General features: G+C 27.5%; 17 protein-coding genes. 13 read left to right on the top strand and 4 right to left on the bottom strand.

The features are described 5' to 3' along the window. Window positions 1-3: 3 nt before the first annotated feature. From alc to ureC, 8 genes are all read left to right on the top strand, one after another. Complete coding sequence (alc, locus tag KO488_RS04005) at window positions 4-1,008, top strand: allantoicase (RefSeq protein WP_216057507.1); 1,005 nt, start codon at window positions 4-6, stop codon at window positions 1,006-1,008. After that, a complete protein-coding gene (locus KO488_RS04000) occupies window positions 1,005-1,523 on the top strand; it encodes an ureidoglycolate lyase (protein ID WP_216057506.1) in 519 nt (172 codons plus the stop codon). Before alc ends, KO488_RS04000 begins: the two co-directional genes overlap by 4 nt. Continuing rightward, the gene (locus KO488_RS03995) at window positions 1,523-3,679 is read left to right on the top strand and encodes a malate synthase G (protein WP_216057505.1); all 2,157 of its coding nucleotides are present in this window, start codon (window positions 1,523-1,525) and stop codon (window positions 3,677-3,679) included. The genes KO488_RS04000 and KO488_RS03995 overlap by 1 nt, the downstream gene beginning before the upstream one ends. 2 nt (window positions 3,680-3,681) lie before the next feature. Further along, complete coding sequence (locus KO488_RS03990) at window positions 3,682-4,290, top strand: LysE family translocator (protein WP_216057504.1); 609 nt, start codon at window positions 3,682-3,684, stop codon at window positions 4,288-4,290. 73 nt (window positions 4,291-4,363) lie between these two features. Further along, entirely contained in the window at window positions 4,364-5,119 is a 756-nt protein-coding gene (locus tag KO488_RS03985) for an urease accessory protein UreD (protein WP_216057503.1), read from the top strand. A 13-nt stretch (window positions 5,120-5,132) separates the two neighbouring features. Continuing rightward, window positions 5,133-5,639: a HupE/UreJ family protein gene (locus tag KO488_RS03980; RefSeq protein ID WP_216057502.1), complete on the top strand. Its 507-nt coding sequence runs from the start codon at window positions 5,133-5,135 to the stop codon at window positions 5,637-5,639. Between the two features lie 5 nt (window positions 5,640-5,644). Then, window positions 5,645-6,322 carry an urease subunit gamma gene (locus tag KO488_RS03975; protein ID WP_216057501.1) on the top strand — a complete coding sequence of 226 codons (678 nt, stop codon included), beginning with the start codon at window positions 5,645-5,647 and terminating at the stop codon, window positions 6,320-6,322. Window position 6,323: 1 nt separating this feature from the next. Further along, entirely contained in the window at window positions 6,324-8,024 is a 1,701-nt protein-coding gene (gene ureC / locus KO488_RS03970) for an urease subunit alpha (RefSeq protein ID WP_216057500.1), read from the top strand. An 80-nt stretch (window positions 8,025-8,104) separates the two neighbouring features. On the opposite strand, the gene KO488_RS03965 is transcribed toward ureC, so the two are convergent. From KO488_RS03965 to pyrC, 3 genes are read right to left on the bottom strand one after another with little or no spacing between them, the layout of a single operon-like run. Further along, window positions 8,105-9,541, bottom strand: coding sequence for a KAP family P-loop NTPase fold protein (locus tag KO488_RS03965; RefSeq protein WP_216057499.1), 1,437 nt, complete (start codon window positions 9,539-9,541; stop codon window positions 8,105-8,107). Between the two features lie 47 nt (window positions 9,542-9,588). Next, entirely contained in the window at window positions 9,589-9,858 is a 270-nt protein-coding gene (locus KO488_RS03960) for a hypothetical protein (RefSeq protein ID WP_216057498.1), read from the bottom strand. A 3-nt stretch (window positions 9,859-9,861) separates the two neighbouring features. Beyond that, window positions 9,862-10,890: a dihydroorotase gene (pyrC, locus tag KO488_RS03955; RefSeq protein ID WP_216057497.1), complete on the bottom strand. Its 1,029-nt coding sequence runs from the start codon at window positions 10,888-10,890 to the stop codon at window positions 9,862-9,864. 335 nt (window positions 10,891-11,225) lie between these two features. On the opposite strand from pyrC, the gene KO488_RS03950 reads away from it, so the two are divergent. From KO488_RS03950 to ureG, 3 genes are all read left to right on the top strand, one after another. Next, the gene (locus KO488_RS03950; protein ID WP_228319003.1) at window positions 11,226-11,660 is read left to right on the top strand and encodes an urease accessory protein UreE; all 435 of its coding nucleotides are present in this window, start codon (window positions 11,226-11,228) and stop codon (window positions 11,658-11,660) included. 31 nt (window positions 11,661-11,691) lie between these two features. Further along, window positions 11,692-12,339: an urease accessory protein UreF gene (locus KO488_RS03945; protein ID WP_228319001.1), complete on the top strand. Its 648-nt coding sequence runs from the start codon at window positions 11,692-11,694 to the stop codon at window positions 12,337-12,339. Window positions 12,340-12,470: 131 nt separating this feature from the next. Further along, a complete protein-coding gene (gene ureG / locus KO488_RS03940; protein ID WP_216057495.1) occupies window positions 12,471-13,058 on the top strand; it encodes an urease accessory protein UreG in 588 nt (195 codons plus the stop codon). A gap of 59 nt (window positions 13,059-13,117) precedes the next feature. Here ureG and KO488_RS03935 read toward each other — a convergent pair whose 3' ends face one another. After that, window positions 13,118-13,408 (bottom strand): hypothetical protein, encoded by a 291-nt coding sequence (locus KO488_RS03935; RefSeq protein WP_216057616.1) that lies wholly within the window; start codon window positions 13,406-13,408, stop codon window positions 13,118-13,120. Between the two features lie 189 nt (window positions 13,409-13,597). Between KO488_RS03935 and KO488_RS03930 the strand changes: the two genes are divergently transcribed. Then, a complete protein-coding gene (locus tag KO488_RS03930; RefSeq protein WP_216057494.1) occupies window positions 13,598-14,695 on the top strand; it encodes a glycoside hydrolase family 3 protein in 1,098 nt (365 codons plus the stop codon). A gap of 31 nt (window positions 14,696-14,726) precedes the next feature. Then, window positions 14,727-16,796: a PAS domain S-box protein gene (locus KO488_RS03925; RefSeq protein ID WP_216057493.1), complete on the top strand. Its 2,070-nt coding sequence runs from the start codon at window positions 14,727-14,729 to the stop codon at window positions 16,794-16,796. The last annotated feature ends 22 nt before the right edge of the window (window positions 16,797-16,818 follow it).

Raw genomic sequence — 16,818 nt, 5'->3', positions numbered from 1 at the left:
TTTATGATAAATGTTACAAGTTTAGATTTAGGAACAAAAATTTTATATAAAAGTGATGAGTTTTTTGCAAATGCAGAGAGAATGTTAGAAGAAACAGAAGCTGTATTTAAAGATGAATATGATGACAATGGTCACTGGATGGACGGATGGGAAACTAGAAGAAGAAGAGATAGCCAAAATGATTTTTGTATTATAAAACTTGGGTCTATTTCTAAAATAAACTCTTTTGTAGTAGATACGGCACATTTTAAAGGAAATTATCCTTTGGCTGTTTCTATTAAAGCTTGTTTCAAAAAAGATATTAGTGATGAAGATATGGTAAAAAATCATGAGAGTTTTGAGTGGAAAGAGCTACTAATACAAAGTGATTTAAAAGGAGATACTAAACATGATTTTGAATCTTCTTGTCAAGATGAAATTACACACATAAGAGTAGATATTTTCCCTGATGGTGGAATTGCAAGATTTAAAGCTCTAGGAACAATATGTTTTGATGAAAAACTTTATGAAGAAGAGAATATCAATGTAATCTCTATGTTAAATGGTGCAAGAGCAGTTAGTACAAACAATGAATTTTTTGGCTCTTTAAAAAATATATTAAAAGAAAAAGATGCAGTAAATATGGGTGATGGTTGGGAGACTAGAAGAAGAAGAGAACCTGGATTTGACTGGGGAATTATTGAGTTAGCAAAGCCTGCTATTATAGATAATATTATGTTGGATACAAACTTTTTTAAAGGTAATTTTCCTGATTCTTTCTCTATTTGTGCCGCTTTTGTAAAAGAATCAACAGATAACTCTTTAGTACCTCAGAGTATTTTTTGGGAAGAACTAATTTCTACACAAAAACTTCAAATGGATAATAAACATTATTTTGATAAAAGTTTTTTACTACAAAATAGACCAATTACTCATATAAGAGTTAATATCTTCCCTGATGGTGGAATTTCAAGACTAAAACTTTTTGGTAAATTTATAAAAGATATTGAGTTAAAAGATTTAATATGAGTATTGATTTAAAACCAGAATTACTTAATAGGAACAATTTTAAAGAGTATGGAGAGGTTATTTCTACTGAATATAGTGAATCTAAAATCATCAATAATGGTTTTGCAAAAAAGCACTATGAACTTTGTATTATGGATGCAAATGAAAATGGTGGAAAATCAACTCTTCACATATATGAAGCAAAAAAAAGAGAGTTTCCTCTACAAATAACAATGCTAGAAAAACATCCATATTTTTCTCAAACTTTTATGCCAAGAAGTACAAAACCTTTTTTGGCTGTTGTTTGTTTAGGTGACGATACTCCCGATTTATCTACTTTAAAAGCTTTTGTAACAAATGGCAATCAAGGAGTTTTTTATAGAAGAGGAGTTTGGCATTTTCCTTTAATTAGCCTAGAAGATGATGAACAATTTATTGTAATAGATAGAAGTGATTGTGGAATAAAAGAGAATACAATTGAAGAGTGTATTGAGCTTGAACTAAAAGAAAAAATTTATTTAAAGAAGGAATATTAATGTATATAAATATTGGCACACTAAAAGTTGATAAACAGTTAGAAGAGTTAATAAACAAAGAGATTCTTCCCAGTACTAATATAAAAAGTGATATATTTTGGAAAAAATTTGAAAATATAATTAATGAATTAAGCCCTATAAATAAAGCTTTATTAGAAAAAAGAGATGATTTACAAACAAAGATTGATAATTGGCATAAAAATAATACTTATGATGCAAAAAATCTAAGACCATATAAAGACTTTTTAAAAGAGATTGGATACTTAGTTGAAGAGAAAGAAGAGTTTCAAATCAGCACAGAAAATGTGGACGAAGAGATTGCTTTACAAGCAGGTCCTCAATTAGTTGTGCCTCTTAAAAATGCAAGATTTGCACTTAATGCAGCAAATGCACGATGGGGAAGTTTGTATGATGCTTTATATGGAACAGATGCCATATCAAAAGAGGGTGAATACGCTCCTACAAAAGAGTACAATAAAAAAAGAGGTTCACAAGTAGTTGAGTTTGCAAAAGAGCATTTAGATTGTGTAGCACCATTAAAAGATGCTTCTCACAAAAATGTTACATCATATTTTATAGAAGATAATCAACTTAAAATAATATTAAAAAAAGGCTTCTTGACAACACTAGATGATAGCAGCCAATTTGTAGGATTTAGAGGAGATAAGAAAAGTCCAAGTGCCATACTGCTTAAAAACAATAACTTACATGTTGAGATTCAAATTGATAAAGAGAGTTTTATTGGAAAACTAGATTCAGCAGGAGTAAAAGATATTCTTGTTGAAGCTGCTATTACAACAATTATGGATTGTGAAGACTCAATTGCAGCAGTAGATGCTCAAGATAAAGTAGAAGTTTATAGAAACTGGTTTGGACTTATGAAAGGAACTTTGGAAGAGAATTTTGAAAAAGGCAATAAAACAGTTTTAAGAACTTTACAAAATGATAGAGTTTATAAAACAGCTGATAACAAAGAATTAACACTGCATGGAAGAAGTCTACTTTTTATTAGAAATGTAGGTCATCTTATGACAAATCCAAGTATCTTAAATAAGGATGGAAATGAAGTTTTTGAAGGAATCATGGATAGCATGATTACGGTCTTAGCTGCACTTCCAGATATCAATAATACAAATGAAAAATCAAACTCTAGAACAAAAAGTATTTATATAGTAAAACCAAAAATGCACGGACCCCATGAAGTTGCATTTGCAATAAATACTTTTGAGATGGTTGAAGAGGCTTTAGACTTACCAATAAATACAATCAAAATTGGAATTATGGATGAAGAGAGACGAACAACAATCAATTTAAAAGAGTGTATAAGAGCAGCAAAAGAGAGAGTAGTATTTATAAATACTGGATTCTTAGATAGAACAGGAGATGAGATTCATACCTCTATGCTTGCAGGTGCTTTTGTACCTAAAACACAAATGAAACAACAAGCTTGGATAAAAGCTTATGAAGAGTGGAATGTTGATATTGGATTAGAGTGCGGATTACAAGGAAAAGCACAAATAGGAAAAGGAATGTGGGCAATGCCAGATGAAATGGCAGCTATGTTAGAGCAAAAAATAGCCCATCCAAAATCAGGAGCAAATACCGCTTGGGTACCATCTCCAACAGGAGCAGTTTTACACTCTATTCATTATCATAAAGTAAATGTATCATCAATACAAAATGAACTTAAAAACAGAACAAGAGCAAATTTAGATGACTTATTAACTCTACCACTTTTAAAAGAGAGTTTAACAAAGGAACAAATCAAATTAGAACTAGACAATAATTGTCAAGGGCTTTTGGGATATGTAGTTAGATGGATTGATGCAGGTATTGGCTGTTCAAAAGTACCTGATATAAACAATATTGGACTTATGGAAGATAGAGCAACACTTAGAATCTCTTCTCAACATATAACAAACTGGTTGGAACATAAAATTTGTACAAAAGAAGAAGTAATGAATTCTTTAAAAAATATGGCAGTTGTTGTAGATAAGCAAAATGAAAACGATCCAACTTATAATAGTATAGCTCCATCTTTTGATGGCATTGCTTTTAAAGCAGCTTGTGACTTAGTATTTAAAGGTAAAATACAACCAGTTGGATATACTGAGCCATTACTTCATGAGTATAGAAAATTATATAAAAGAGGCTAAGAATGACATCATTTGGAGAAATTATTTTATGGTTAGGGGTGATTTTTCCTTTAGTTTTTAGTGCAGGTCCTGGTAATGTATTGTGTGCAGTCTGTGGAGCAAATAATGGATTTAAAAAATCAATACCTTTTATTTTAGGATTGAATTTTTCTTATACATTATATTCTTTACTTATTGGTTTTGGTTTGGGCAGTATTTTACTAAAATTTCCAACAATATTCTTTATAGTACAACTTTTAGGAGTTATTTATATCTTTTGGCTTGGCTATAAATTTTTAATTAGAAAAGAAGTTCACACTAATGAGTCTAATACCAAACTTACATTCTTAGATGGTGTAATATCTCAAGCTTTAAATATAAAAGGACTTACAATAGTTATAACTATGTATTCACAGTTTTTAAATGAAGATAGTTCTTTGAGTTATGAAGTTATAAGATTAAGTTTATTATTGTTGATTTTAAATCTATTTACACATACTACTTGGTCTTATGGTGGAGCTTGGATGGCACAAAAGTTTGCCTCCAATTATGCGGTACAAGTTCAAAGTAAAATATTTGGTTCAATGCTTATTTTGATATCTTTATGGTTATTATTTAAAGCTATTGAATAAAAAATAGACAGTTGGAAATAGTATATATATTTGTTTTTTGTTAATATAATATTACTAATAAATAAGGCGTTTAATGAGTTTAAAGTTTAGTTTTAAAGATGAAAATTTTAGTCTAGATAGATTAAATCTTCCATCAAGATATTACCTATTTAAAGAAAAAGAAAACTATATTAAACTTCTTAATATAGGTGAAGGTATTTTTCCAAAAGATAGAATAAAAACAAACTTTAAACTAGATAATTCAAATCTTATAATTACTACAGAATCTGCTACTAAAATATACCCATCCAACTCAAAATTTTATAGTATAAATTTAATAGATATTAATATACAAAACTCTTCAAATTTAGAGTTTTTAAATGATGAACTTATTTTATATAAAGATGCAAAGTTTATTCAAACTTTTAGACTTGTTTTTGATAAAAGTTCAACTTTTTTTTATACTGATATTTTAAGTAATGGGAGAAGTTTTGAAGATTTTGATTTTACAAGTATGAAAATAAAAAACACTTTCTTTGAAAATGATAAATGTGAATATATAGAAAAATTTGATATTGATGGATTGGAATTAAAAGATTATGTAAAAAGAAAAAAATCAAGTGAAAATCTTTTTGCAAAGGTTTATATTAAAACTTTAGATAATGAAACTTTTCTGAAAACTTTAGAAAAAGAAGAGGTTTTTACTTTTACATATTCAAAATCAAAGAAGCTAATAATAGGTGTTTTAAGTAGTGATAATATGGCTATTTTAAAAGAAAAAGTATCTAATATCTGGGATATTTATAGAAATACTTTACAAAAAAATAAATTTAATATGGGGAAACAATAAAAAGGAGTTAAAAATGAAAAAAATAGGATTATTATTAGGATTAGCAAGTGTAGCTTTTGCACATACAGGTGTTCATTCTACAGGTGGATTTATGAGTGGATTATTACACCCAATAGGTGGATTTGATCATATTTTAGCAATGGTTGGTGTTGGTGCTCTTGCCTATGTTGTAGGACAAAAAGGATTTGTCTCTATTTTATCATTTATATTTTGTATGGTGCTAGCAGCTGTAATAGGTTATAGTGGTGTAGCGATAATAGGTATAGAAGAAGGAATTTTACTTTCGATTGCTGTTATATTTTCATTACTTATGGTTGCAAATAAAATACCAACAATTTTTATTGCATCTATAGTTGGTGTATTTGGATTTTTTCATGGGTTTGCTCATGGAACTGAGTTTGCAACTGGAAGTTTTATAAGCTATATTTTTGGATTTACTTTATCTACGCTTGCACTTCATATTGTAGGTTTTGCTATTGCATATATTTCTAGTCAAAAAATTGTAAAAGCAAGAGTTTAGATACTATGTTATTAACAAATAGAGAACAAGAAAAGTTGATGATATATACAGCTGCAAAGTTAGCTCAAGAACGGAAAGATAGAGGCTGTAAGCTAAATTTCCCAGAAGCTACAGCTATTATCACATCATATATTTTAGAAGGTGCAAGAGATGGTAAAAGTGTTGCTCAACTTATGGTTGATGCAACAAAAGTTTTAAATCATGAAGATGTAATGGATGGAATATCTTCTATGATGGATATGGTTCAAGTGGAAGCAACTTTTGATGATGGAACAAAATTAGTAACTGTTCATAGTCCAATTCAAGGAAATGATGAATTAGTTCCTGGTGAATATTTTATTAAAAGTGGAGAAATTGAGTTAAATGAAGATAAAGAAATCACTAGCTTGGAAGTTGAAAATAAAGGTGATAGACCAGTTCAAATAGGTTCACATTATCACTTTTTTGAAGTAAATAATAATCTTGATTTTAATAGAAGTGAATCATATGGAAAAAGACTTGATATTCCAGCTGGAACATCAGTTAGGTTTGAACCAGGAAGTAAAAAGAAAATAAATTTAGTGGAATATTCTGGAAATAGATATATGAGTGGTTTTAATGGATTAGTTGAAGGGCATTTAGATGATGAATCAATTAAAGAAAAAGCAATGCAAAACTTAGCTGTTTTTTTAGGAGAGAAATAAAATGAAAATTTCAAAACAAAAATATGCTTCAATGTATGGACCAACAACGGGTGATAGATTTAGATTAGCAGATACGTCATTAATAGTTGAAATTGAAAAAGATTATACAACTTATGGTGAAGAAGTAAAATTTGGTGGTGGTAAAACTATTAGAGATGGAATGGCTCAAAGTCCAACAGCTGTAAATGTTGCTGATTTGATTATTACAAATGCTGTAATTATTGATTATACTGGAATATACAAAGCTGATATTGGTATAAAGAATGGAAAAATTATAGCAATTGGAAAAGCTGGAAATCCAAATCTTTGTGATGGAATTACAGATGGTTTAGAAATAGGTGCTAATACTGAGATACTTTCTGCTGAAGGAAAAGTAATAACAGCAGGCGGAGTTGATTCTCATATTCACTTTATCTCTCCTACACAAATTGATGAAGCTTTAAGTAGTGGAGTTACTACAATGGTAGGAGGTGGTACTGGACCAAACACTGGAACTAATGCAACGACTTGTACCCCAGGTGAGTGGAATATTTCTAAGATGATTGAGTCAGTTGAAAACTATCCTTTAAACTTTGGATTTATGGGAAAAGGAAATTCTAGTTCTTATGAAGCACTTCAATCACAAATAGAAGCAGGAGCAATGGGTCTTAAGCTTCATGAAGATTGGGGAAGTACTCCAAATGCAATTGATACTTGTCTAAAGGTTGCTGATGATTTTGATGTACAAGTTGCAATTCATACTGATACATTAAACGAATCTGGTTTTGTTGAAAATACAGTGGGAGCATTTAAAAATAGAACTATTCATACTTTCCATAGTGAAGGTGCAGGAGGTGGTCATGCTCCTGATATTATGAAAGTAGCTGGACTTGCAAATGTATTACCATCTTCAACAAACCCAACACTTCCATATACAAAAAATACAATAGAAGAGCATCTTGATATGCTTATGGTTTGTCACCATTTAAGTCCAAAGATTCCTGAAGATGTAAGTTTTGCAGAGAGTCGTATCCGAGGGAATACAATCGCAGCTGAAGATGTACTTCATGATATCGGTGCTATTAGTATTACTAGTTCTGATTCTCAAGCTATGGGAAGAGTAGGTGAAGTACTTATAAGAACTTGGCAAGTTGCAGATTCAATGAAAAAACAAAGAGGTGCATTAGCTCCTGATAATGAAGAAAGTGACAATAATAGAATCAAAAGATATATTGCAAAATATACAATAAACCCTGCAATTGCTTGTGGTATTGATGAGCATGTAGGAAGCGTAGAAGTTGGCAAAATGGCTGACCTTGTTTTATGGGATAGAGCATTTTTTGGAGTGAAACCAAGTTTAGTTATAAAAGGTGGATTTATAGCGCTATCTGTAATGGGTGATGCAAATGCCTCAATTCCAACACCAGAACCGAACCTTTATAGAAAAATGTTTGGTTCACATGGAAAATCAAGTGCAAAAATTAGTGCTATATTTACTTCAAAAGTAGCAAGTGGTGATTTAAAAGAAAAACTAGGAATTGAAAAACAAGTTTTAGCTGTTAAAAATACTAGAAATATCGGTAAAAAAGATATGAAGTTAAATGATTTTATAGGAGATATTGTAGTTGACCCTGAAACTTATGATGTTTTAGTTGATGGTGAATTAATCCAATCTGATTATGTATCAACTGTGCCTATGGCTAAAAAATATTTTATGTTTTAGGAATGTATAATTAGTTTTGAAGATTTATAATTAGATTGTGTTTTCCTATTATAAGTCTTCCTAGCTAAATTGTTTATGATTTAACTCAATTGTCCGGTGTGTTCAACTAAACTAGGATAATTGAAAATTGATATATTGACTATTTTATCATCCTCATAAATCCCAGTATCTTCTTCTTGTATTGATTGTTTAATTATTCTTAAAATATTAGATGAAATTTTGCCTCCCTTATAATCTTTGTATATCATTGAGTAAAATTCAGCGAAAAATGTAATTATTGAAAATAAAGGAATATCATTTTCATTAGATTGAAATACATGTGTTTTTACTTTAATATCTGAATAATTAGTATTTATTTCTAACATTAATTCTTTAGACATTTTAATATCATTCCTTTTCTTTATAAGCTCCAAAAATTTATTATATTTATTATTATCACTATGTTTTAACATAATTAAAAATAATAGATAAGGTAAATGTATTTTAAATTCTAAATTATATGTAATCCTTATAGCATGTAAAGAAATCATAACTTGATTTATATCTCTTGGTTTTAAGTCAAATAATTCTACAAACAATTCAAATAGTTTTACTTTTGTATTTACTTCTTTATAAAATTCTTCTTCTAAAGGTGAAAAGAGTATTTCATCATCTAATAGATTATACTTTTTAAATAGGCTATTTATATATTCATAATTACTAGGAGTTTTTAGCTTATATTCTTGATCAAAAAATCTTTTTAAGTACTTTTCTGATGCAAATTTATTTCCATAAATTGCATTTATTGAGTGAGATAATTGTGTTGAATCTGTTGCTATTATAAAATATAAACCTTCTATATCAAATAAATGTTTTATATTTTCAAGTAATTCTATAGCATAGTTAGGCCTACATCTATCTAGTTCATCAATTAAAATAAACATTGGTAGTTTTTTATTCTCTAGTTCTGATATATCCTCTAAAAGTTTTAACATACTTATTTTAAAATCTTTTATACTCTTTTTAATGTTATTATGTTCTTTTAGAGCATTATCTGTAAGTTTACTTATGATTTTTTCAACACCTTTTTCCGTATCTGTACTATCTTGCTCAATTGAAAATTCACCTAATGTATATCCAGTTAATTGCTTTGCAATAATAGATGTCAAAATAGGTAAAGAAGCTTTTTTTACTTTGTTTAACTTACTTATAAAACCTTTGGTTTTTAATTGATTTGGAGTAAAGAAACTTTCAAGAGAAGTATTTAACTCTGACATAAAAGCTAATAAAGGTTCTTTTGTATAATCGTTTTTCCAAGCGTCAAATTCTACAACAGGGTAATTCATATTTTTTAATTGGTTTGATAAACTTTTTAAGAAATATGTTTTACCAGAACCCCAGTTTGCATTAATATTTAAAACAAATGATTTATTTTCAAATGATGTATCTTTTGATTTATCATATCTATTAGTTAGATATGATATTAAAAAATCTATTTCATCTTCTCTTTGTAATAAGTCTTTTTCTAAATTATGCATAGTATTCCTAATGTTGGTTAAATACTTATAATAATACTAAAATCAACTTAATGATCTTCTTCATGTTCATTAAGCATAGTTATTATCTTTTCATATATACCTTCAGCTTCCTCATCTGAGAGTTTATTTTCTTTAATTATTTCAAGAATATTTTTTAGTTCTTCAATAAAAGAATCAATATCTTCTTTTGCATCAATATTATCTTGACTTACTTCATTTCTAACTATAAGATTAGCTAGTTCTTTTGAATAATCTTCACTCTCAGGTAACATAACCTCTTCGATAACTTTTTTTAATTCTTCTTTTATATTTTCCATATTTTATCCATTATTAATTTTTTCTATACTCCAAGATATTTTCTTACCATTGAACATTGGAACTACTTCTTCATTTTTGTATATATATGAATTAGGTATTATAAAATCTTTTTTTACTAAGTTAATTACCTTGCTTTTAGGTTTTATATTATAAATTTTTTGAGCATTTAAAGAAATAAATGCATTTAGATTATCTAGTTTTCCATGTTCTTCAAAAAGTTGTGTTAAAAGTTGTAGAGCTATTGGTGCAGTAAATACCCCAGCTGCTCCATCATGACATTCTTTTGTCTTTCTATGATGAGGTGCCGAATCTGAACCAAACATAACTTTTGGATGTGCACTTAGTGCAAGTTCTAATAGGGCTTGTCTATCATCTGGTCTTTTTACTATAGGTTTACAAAAAGTATGAGGATTTAACATTCCTCCAGTTACGTCATCTAAAGTTAAAAGTAGATGATGAACTGTAATTGTTGCATATAAATTATTATATTTTTTTAATAATTCAATTGATTCTTTTGTTGAAATATGTTCCATTATGATTTTTAAATCTGGAAAATTAATAGCTAAAGATTCATAGATAGGTAGAAATTCTTTTTCTCTATCCATTACAAAACCTTTTGTCTCTCCATGAACACATAAGGGAATCCCTAGTTTAGACATTGATTCTAATGTTGGTCTTAAAACTGTTATTTCCATAGAAGATACTCCTGTTTCAGAATTCGTAGTAACTCCAAAAGGATAAAGTTTAACTGCAATGATTTCATCTTTTATATTTTTTAAAAATTCATAAGTGTAATCAACTTGAAATAATATTGTTACAAGAGGTTCAAAGTTATCATGATTACATGATTCTATTATTCTTTGTTTATAAGCAAAAAGAGCTTCCTTTGTAGTAATAGGAGGTAATAAGTTTGGCATTATAAGTGCTCCTGAAAAATATTTTGAAGTAAGTGGCGCCACAAGTTTTAATATATCATCATCTCTTAAATGAAGGTGCATATCAAGAGGGCTATTTATTATAAAATCTTTCATAAGTAAAATCCTTTTTATTAAGCATATACAGATACAACTAAGTTGCATTTAAACATGCTTTGATAGTATAACAAAATGCAACTTAGTCGCAAAATACTAATATATGAAAATTGCTTTTAAAAAATCTAATGGCTTAGTTCCTGTTATTACACAAGAATATGGAACAAATGAAATACTTATGCTTGGATATATGAACAAGAAGCTTTAGACTTAACTGTAGAAACAAATATTGTTCACTTCTTTTTACTTTAATTGTATAATTAATAAACAAAAAAAATCTATTTAACTCTTTAGTTTTTTATACAATTGTATATATATTATATAAAGGTATTTTTTTGATTAAAAAAGTAATAGAAATAAAAAAAGATATTGATTGTAGTGATGAGGTAGAATTATCATGGTTTGATATGCAAAAACCAAATCTTACAGCTGTATCAAATGATGGTATAAATTTTATAATAAAAGCTAAATTCACACACTTACATGAAAATGATATTTTAGTTTGTGAAGATGATTATGCAATTAAAGTAAAAAGAAGTGAAGATAATATTTATATTTTAGAGTTTAAAGATGCTCTTAATTTTGCAAAAGTAGCTTATGAAGTAGGAAATCGTCATCAACCTGTAATGATTGAAGATTTAAAAATAGTTGTTTTAGATGATATATCTTTAAATGATATAGTTGAAAATGCATATAAAAATAGTGAAATAAATATTACTAAAACAACAGGATATTTTAAAGCAAATGGCAAAGCACATCACTCTCACTAATTCTATTAATCTAAAAAGTCTAAGTAGATTTATGCAAATACTTGATGGAAGCTTTCCATCAGGGGTATTTGTTCATTCTTTTGGTTTAGAACCTCATATTGTAAAAGAGAAAGTAAAAGATATTGACTCTCTTAAAGTATATTTAGAGAATTTAATAATTGATCAGTATTCTAAAATGGAGTTTGTTTATATTCAAAAGACATATACGTATTTAGCAGAAAACAGACTCTTTTTACTAAATAAACTTGATAATGAAATATCATCTTACTTAACATATGAGTATGCAAAAGCATCTAAAGATATAGGATACAATTACTATATACAGATAAAAGATACGATAAATTCATCTATTGTAAAAGAGTATTTTAACTTAATTAAAGAAGAAAAATCAGATGCAAATGAGTTAATTGTTTTAGCTTCTTACGCTTATGATTTGAATATTGATATAAAAGATTTCATTGTGATGTGGACAAAGAAAAATCTTATAAATATAGCAGCAACTAGTATTAAGATATCAAGAATAAAACCTTCAGATATTCAGAAAATGCTTTTTAGTTTTGATGAGTTATTAGAAAATATGGATTTTAATTTTGATAAAAAGATTACAAATTTTAATCCACTGTTTGAAGAAGTAATATTTGAACATAAAACACTAGAACCAAAGATGTTTGTAACATAATATTTATCTTTTACTTTATTTCTGCGTTAAAATTTAAGTCATTTACATTTAGTAAACTCTTTAAATCTTGCCTTGAACTAAAGCAAAATATGGATATTAACGAATAAAAAAGATTTTAAAAAAGGAAGATGATGAGTTTAAAAATAGGAATAGCAGGACCTGTAGGAAGTGGAAAAACTTCACTTATTGAATCACTTACAAATATGCTAAAAAATGATTATAAAATAGGTATTGTAACAAATGATATTTATACAACAGAAGATGCAAATTATCTAAAAAAGACACTTGATTTACCTGAAGAACAAATCATAGGTGTGGAAACAGGAGGTTGTCCTCATACTGCGATTCGTGATGATATTTCTATGAATTTAAAAGCTGTTAATTCTTTAGAAGAAAAATTTGATTCAGATATTGTTTTTGTAGAAAGTGGTGGAGATAATCTTAGTGCTACTTTCTCATATGAACTAATTGATTATTATATTTATGTAATAGATGTAGCTCAAGGTGCTGATATACCTAGAAAAAAAGGTGCAGGATTGCTTTTCTCTGATTTACTTATTGTAAATAAAACTGACTTAGCTCCATATGTTGGCGTTGAGATTGATAGTATGAAAAGTGATGTGAAAGAAAATAGGAAAAATAAACCTTATGTTTTTGTATCAAATAAGGATGAATCTACTTTAAATGAAGTGAAGGATTGGATTTTAGCATTGATATAAGTGACATAAAATAATATGACTTTAGAAAATTAATTCTAAAATCATATTAGAAGAAGTGATTACTTCTTTTTAGCTTTTTTAGCTATTTTTTTAGTTTTAACAACTTTTTTTGTAACTTTCTTTTTTGAAGGTTTTTTAGCTACTTTTTTTGTAACTTTTTTAGTAGTTTTCTTAGCTGGTTTTTTCTTAGCTTTTTTCTTTTCTAGTTTTTTAGCCACTTTTTTCTTAGCAATCTTTTTAGCAGCTTTCTTTTTAGCTACCTTTTTCTTTTCTTTCTTTTTTTTGTCAGCTTTTTTAGCTACTTTCTTTGCTGCTTTTTTAACTTTTAATTCTTTTTCTTCTTTTGACATATTGTCTCCTTAATTTTTAATATTTGGAATATTAGCATGTTTATTTATAAATGTCAATAAAATATAGGTTTTTTCTTTAAAATATAGATATTAGATTTAATTTATGGCTTAAATTAAAATTAATAAATAGACTAATCCTCAACTTTATTTTGATATACTCATCCTCCAAATATTAAAAAAAGAGAATAAATGATAAAAAGAATTCTATTAGTATGCCTTTTAAGTTCAATACTTTTTGCAGATCAAAATGCATATACTAAAGAGCAATTAGAAAAAATGATTGCTAAAATGGTGATGTTAGGTTTTCATGGTGAAAAGATAGATTCAAGCGATAAAATATATCAAGATATTCAAAAATATGATTTAGGTGGAGTTATTCTTTTTGATAAAGATCCAAATGATAAAAAGAAAATAAAAAATATTAAAGATCCCAAGCAGTTAGTAAAACTTACATCACAACTACAAGCAATTAATAAAACAAAACTTTTAATCTCAATAGATCAAGAAGGTGGAATAGTACAAAGACTAAAAGACTCGAAAGGGTTTATAAATACACCAAAAGCAAGTATTGTGTCAACTAAAGGTACATCATATGCTAAAAATACCTATTCAAAACTTGCAAAGGTTTTAAAGAAAAGTGGATTAAATGTAAACTATGCACCCGTAGTTGATTTAAATATTAATCCTAATAATCCAGTAATTGCAAAACTTGGTAGATCTTTTGGTAAGAGTTCAAAAGAAGTAATAAAATATGCTTCTATTTTTACAAAAGAAATGAAAAAGCAAAATATAATATCAGTGCTTAAACATTTCCCTGGACATGGATCTTCTTTAAGTGATTCACATAAAGGTTTTGTAGATATTACAAAAACTTGGAAAAAAGAAGAATTGGAACCTTATAAATATTTTATAAAAAATGGTTTAGTAGATATGATTATGAGTGCACATGTTGTAAATAGAAACCTAGATTATTCTCTTCCTGCGACTTTGTCTTGGAATATAAATACTAAACTTTTAAGAAAAGAGTTAGGGTATAAAGGTGTTTTAATTAGTGATGATTTACAAATGTATGCTATTTCAAAACACTATAGTTTAGATGATACCGTAAGACTTGCTATTAATTCTGGAATTGATATGTTAATGTACGCGAATCAATTAGCAAAGCCATTAAAACTTGAAACTATTATAAACTCAGTATATAAACAAGTAAGAAGCGGTGAAATTAAAATGTATAGAATAAAAGAAGCTAATAAAAGAATAGATGCTTTAAAGAAAAAACTGATTTAATATTTAATATGATTAAATGTATAATCATTTTATGAATTACTTACATAAATTTATAGTTATTTTAACTTTATTTAGTCAACTACTAATAGCTACTGATACAATAGAAAATAAATTGACTAATGAAGAAATAGAATTTATAAAAAAACATCCTCTTATTAGTTTTCGTGTTAGACCAAATATGCCACCATTTGAATTTGTGCAAAATGGTGTAGCTTCTGGAATTGCAGTAGATTATATTAAAAAATCAGCTGAAAATATCGGATTAAATATTGATTTTGTAGTAAATAATGACCCTTTAGGTGTATCTCATAACACAATTGAGAATCAAAATGGTAAATACAATACAATTTTATTTGCAGTAAAAAATAAACAAAGAGCCGAAAGATTTTCTTTTGGTATGAAGTACCTCTTTTATCCTATGATGATTGTCACACATAAGAATTCACCAAATATAATTTCTTTAAATGATCTGAAAAATAAAACAATCGTTTTAGAAGAGAACTTTCTTACAAATAAATGGATTAAAAGAGATTATCCTTCCATTAAAATAGTTAATGCTCCTAATACAAAAGAAGCTTTACAAATGGTTAATGATGAAAATATATTTGCCTATGTTGGTAATGTTGGTGTTGCAACATATATGAAGATATTCAAAGATATGAATAATCTTAAGGTATCTGCTCATAGTGGCTATGGAGATATTAACTATAGTTTTATTGCTCCTAAAGAATGGCCAGAGCTAAGTTCATTACTAAGTAAAGGCTTTAAACAGATATCAAGTATTGAACATAGTTTTATACAACAAAAATGGTTTACGATACAAACTATTGAGAAAACTGATTATTCATTATTATGGGAAATTGTAGTAGTTTTAAGTAGTGTTATTTTTTTAGTTTTATTCTGGAATAGAAAAATAACAATAGAAAGAAATAAAACTAATCAAGTTTTATTAGAATTAGAAAGAATAAAAGATAAAGAAGCAAAGTCAAAAAATGAACTTTTAAAGTCAAACGAAAAATTCAATCGATATTTCCAATTATCATTAAATTTACATATTATCTCTACAACAGAGGGAATTATGAAAGAACTTAATTCTGCTTTTAAAAGTATTCTTGGATATGAAAAAGATGAACTTTTAGGTAAACAATTTTTAGATCTACTTCATCCTGATGACCTTGAATTTACAATAGAAGAGATGTCAAAATTATCAAGAGGAGAAAATGTATATAACTTTGAAAATAGATATATACATAAAGATGGTCATTATATTAATTTACTGTGGACAGCAACAACAGATTTATCTAATAATTTAATTTATGCAACAGCACAAAATATTACTAGTCTTAAGAAAATGGAACTTGAACAAAAAGAGAAAGATAAATTGTTGCAGAAATCTGAAAAACTTGCCTCTATGGGAGATATGATAGCCAATATAGCTCATCAATGGAGACAACCATTATCTGTTATATCAACTGTATCTACTGGCATGTTACTACAAAAGGAAAATGATATACTTAGTGATACAGATTTTATTAAAAGTTGTAATTCAATTAATGCTAATGCGCAATACCTTTCTAAAACTATTGATGATTTTAGAAACTTCATTAGAAATGACAATATTCCAAAAGTATTTAATTTAACAGATAGCATCACTAGCTTCTTACACTTAGTAGAAGGAACTGCTAAGAATAATGATATTTCAATAATTTTAACTTTAGAAGAGACTATAAGTATAAATGGATTTGAAAACCACTTAGCACAGTGTTTGATTAATATATTTAGTAATGCAAAAGATGCTCTAGTTGAAAAGAATATAGATACAAAACTAATATTTATAGATACAAAACTTGATATTAATAATGTTTTTATTAGAATAAAAGACAATGCTGGTGGAATTCCTATTACTATATTACCTAAAATATTTGAACCATATTTTACAACAAAACATAAATCACAAGGAACTGGATTAGGACTGCATATGACATATAATTTGATAGTTGATGGTATGGGTGGAACTATTGAAGCTTATAATACAAGATATAAATATGATGATAGAGATTATACTGGAGCAGAATTTATAATTAGCTTGCCGATTAGCTAAAAATGATCTATGAACAAGGAAT

Origin of the sequence: Poseidonibacter lekithochrous, from assembly GCF_018861145.1 — a bacterium.
In the GTDB taxonomy this organism is placed as follows: Bacteria; Campylobacterota; Campylobacteria; order Campylobacterales; family Arcobacteraceae; genus Poseidonibacter; species Poseidonibacter lekithochrous_A.
This window is presented reverse-complemented; position numbering and strand designations above follow the sequence as displayed.